Below are 3,736 nucleotides of genomic sequence, written 5' to 3'. Positions count from 1 at the left end.
GTGGTACTGATTATGAAAAAATTAGAAAAGGAATTTTGTTTGCTAATGAACATTTGGAAAATGAACAGCAAGATGGTTTGAAAAGGATGTTATTTTCCGCACGTGAACAGCGGAAAAAGAAGATTAATTTAGAACGTAATAATTTAGTGATGAGTAGATTCTAAAAAATAGTTATAGATTTAAAATTTAATTTTGTGGCCTTTTAGGGTTTTAGTTCTAAAAGACCATAGTTTTTTTCTTACATGAACCATTATGGTTCTCTTTTTTTTTATCCGATTTTTTGTAATAAACAGTCAGAAGAGGTTTTTATTATAAAAATAATAGGTAAATGGTAGGGATTAAGGGGGAAATAAAGTAATAGCTAGTACTTGAAAATATTACCAGTAAATGCCATAATGAAAAACGTTATTAGGTAGTGAGGAGGTGGGGGCTAGTTAAATGAGGATTAATAGGTGTTTAATACTCATGATTATTAATTTTTTGCTGCTGATTAATCCTGTTGTGATGGCCAGTGATTATGTGGATTGGCATAATCACTGGGCTCAGGAACAAATTTATGATTGGGTTAAAAAGGATTTAATTAGTGGTTATCCTGATGGGACTTTGAAGCCTGACCAAGAAATAACCAGGGCAGAATTTTTTTCTTTGGTTAATAGGGTTTTTGGTTATAAAGAATTGGCTGGGTTTAATTTTCCTGATGTAAAAGAAAGTGATTGGTTTGCGGGGGAAATTGCCAAAGCTTGTGCCATTGGTTATTTAGCAGGTTATCCCGATGGTACTTGTAAACCTCATAATTACATTAGTAGACAAGAAAGTGCTGTTGTTTTGGCAAGGCTTTTAAAACTAGAAACTTCTGGTTCTTTAGCGGTAAATTTTACTGATAAAGAATTAGTCCCTACATGGAGCCTGCCGGCGATTAAAGCTATGGTGAATAATGGTTATTTGGTAGGTTACCCAGATGGAACTTTTAGACCGGAAAAAGCAATTACTAGAGCGGAAGCTTTGGTAATATTGTCGCGAATAACTGGAACCCTTTTTAATCATTTTGGTGTTTATGATCTTAATCAAGTGATAGAAGGGAATGTGACTATTAATGAGCAAGGTGTTGTTTTAAAAAATACGGTCATTACTGGCAACCTTTATTTAACCGAGGGAATAGGTGAGGGTAATGTTGTCTTGGATAATGTTTTGGTAAAAGGGATTACTCGGATCTCGGGTGGTGGGGAAAATAGCATTTTTATTAAAGATTCGATCTTAGGGACAATTTTTGTTGATTCTACTTTACAAAAAAGAATTCGGCTAGTAGCACAAGGTGCTGCCAAAATTGAATTGGTAAATGCTGAGACTGATGTTTTATTAGAAGGAGCGGCTAAACAGGGTTTTAAAAAGGTAGTTGTTCAAGGTGCGAAAACTGAACTAATTGGTGATTTTGCCGAAGTTGTAGTGAAAAAGGCTTCACAAATAGATTTATTGGTGGGAACAATAGAGAACTTTATTTTTACTCCTTTTGCTGAGGGAAGTGCTGTTAATTTGGCACCACAGACGGAAGTAGCCACCCTTATTATTGCTGGAGCGGTGAAAGTAACTGGTATGGGGATAATTCATTTTGCGGAAATTATGACTAATGGTGTGGAATTAGATTTAGAACCTAAAGAAATGATTGTGGGTAAAGGCTTTAGTGTTAAAATTGTCGGAAGAGGGGGAATTGTGAAAATTCCATCGGGGGTAATAGGTGCTAGTAAAAAAATTGGTTTAACTAGTGTTAGTGTGATTGGCCTAGCTAAGTTTGGGGAGGAGCTAAAGGCAAATGTAATGCCGGCAAGAGCTAGGGTAAATTATCAGTGGCTGATAAGTGATCAGAAAGATGGACCATATCGTAATATTGTTGGTGCAGTAAAAAAGACTTATCAAGTAGGGGCCCAAGATGTTGATCAATGGATTATGGTGACTGCTGAGGGCATGGGTAATTATTCGGGTAAAGTAAAAAGTATGGCAAAAGGTCCCATAAAACCAATAGAGTATTTGTCTTCTGATAGCTTTAATTTTGATTTGTATGTAGATTTTGGTACCCCGGGTAGTGAAGTCATTGGAAAATTGAAAAAAATTGTGGGTATAAATGGTACACATGGTGAAAGGGGTAGGGCTGAGATTGCTTGGGGAATTATTAATTACAACCCTAATCAGGTTGGTAGTTATCAAGCCGTGGGAAAGATTATTTTACCCGCGGGTTGGGGAGGTGAACCAATTAACATAACAGCAACCATAACTATTAGACCACAAAGAAATGTAATATCTAATACCTTAAAGGCAGTTATTGATGTAAAAGTTGGTCTTTATAAAGACTTATGGTATTAAGTCAAGGGGGTGATGTAGAAAAAGTTTATTTTAGTGGCAAATTAAACTTAAAAAAGGGTTTAAAAAACTAAACTAGCTCTGCTAGAGAACTAGCGTTTGTCTGTGAAAAAGAATTCTGACCGACTTTACTCGATAACTAGGCACTCCTTTCTGGCATATAAAGTTGGTGATTGCGTAGTAGCACATCCACCAATCGCACAAGTTTTCTTGCTGTTAGTACGAGTGCTCGTTTGTGTTTATGTTTAGGAACTTCATCATACTTTTTGTAATAATATTCTTTGTACACAGGCTCACGATTTTTAATCGAATTGGCAGCTTCAACAAGGTAATATCGCAAGTAATGATTTCCTGTGCGGGTTAATGAAGTTCGCTCCGATTCCCGGGAACCAGACTGTTTCTTTTTCCAATAAAGACCTGCATACTTGGCCAGTTTAGCTTGATCTTCAAAACGCTCGACTTGTCCAATTTCAGCTAAAATACCTGCGGTGAAAACCGGGCCAATTCCTGGGATGCTTTGTAAACATTGGCTTTCAGGAATTATAACTAAAAGGGCTTCAATAGCTTTGTCTAGTCCTTTGATTTGTTGCTTAAGAGTTTTAATCATCATGGCATAAGTGCCTAGGACGACATCTACAGAGTCTTCTAGAACCTTACCGAGGCGATAGGAATCACGAATAGCCTTATTAATGGCATTAGCTAGTTTATTTGGGTCACCGAAACGTCCTCGTCCTTTCTCTTGCAGTATCGCGGCTAAATCTATAATTTCCATCTCGGCGATTTCACCGAAAGACAAAGAATCTGTAAGTAAGTCCATCATGGTGGCACCAAAGATGGATGTTTCAACATCTCTTGTGAGTGTGTTGCATTTGTAGTAGAGGTTCTCCAAGAAATGCTGTTTGCACTCTGTCATCTGTTCTACCAATTGAAGTCGGGAACGAGTTAATCGTTGTAAAGCCACATATTTTTCTTCTTTGATGATAGTATTGCCGTTTAGATTAAGACGTAAGAAGTCAGCTATTCTGCGAGCATCGATGGTATCTGTCTTATCTTCTTCGAATAATCCTTTGAAGCGAGCAATAACTTTAGGGTTTTGGACAATGACTTTGACATCTAGTTTCTTTAGTTCTATGTTTTCCGCTAAAAAGGTGGCTGGATGAAAACTATAAACAGAGGTAGATTCCATACCAACTTTAATGGTTTGATAGTTGATATTTTCATTTAGCTTTAAAATAATTTCTTTGATTTCTGTGGCTCCGTTAATGTCATTTGGGAGTGTGGCCTCATGGAGAATTTGCTCTTCGCTATCTTTGAAACAAACATCCAATTTTAGCGAGCTTATATCAATACCAACAAATAATTTCATGGGGCAGGACCTCCTTTC

Annotated in this window: 3 protein-coding genes; 2 read left to right on the top strand and 1 reads right to left on the bottom strand. The window is 36.9% G+C overall.

Translation table 11 applies throughout. The annotated features are described in order from the left end of the window. Positions 1-164: hypothetical protein (locus GX687_04490; GenBank protein HHX96703.1), on the top strand; the 164-nt coding region annotated here is incomplete at its 5' end. 274 nt (positions 165-438) lie between these two features. Beyond that, positions 439-2,355: an S-layer homology domain-containing protein gene (locus GX687_04485; protein HHX96702.1), complete on the top strand. Its 1,917-nt coding sequence runs from the start codon at positions 439-441 to the stop codon at positions 2,353-2,355. A gap of 136 nt (positions 2,356-2,491) precedes the next feature. Here the strand turns inward: GX687_04485 and GX687_04480 are convergent, their stop codons facing one another. Beyond that, positions 2,492-3,718, bottom strand: a complete 1,227-nt coding sequence (locus GX687_04480; protein HHX96701.1) for an IS110 family transposase — start codon at positions 3,716-3,718, stop codon at positions 2,492-2,494. Positions 3,719-3,736: the final 18 nt, after the last annotated feature.

Source organism: Clostridia bacterium (genome assembly GCA_012841935.1).
In the GTDB taxonomy this organism is placed as follows: Bacteria; Bacillota; Peptococcia; order DRI-13; family DTU073; genus DUTS01.
Note: the sequence above shows the minus strand (reverse complement) of the source record. Positions and strands in the feature narration are given on the sequence as shown.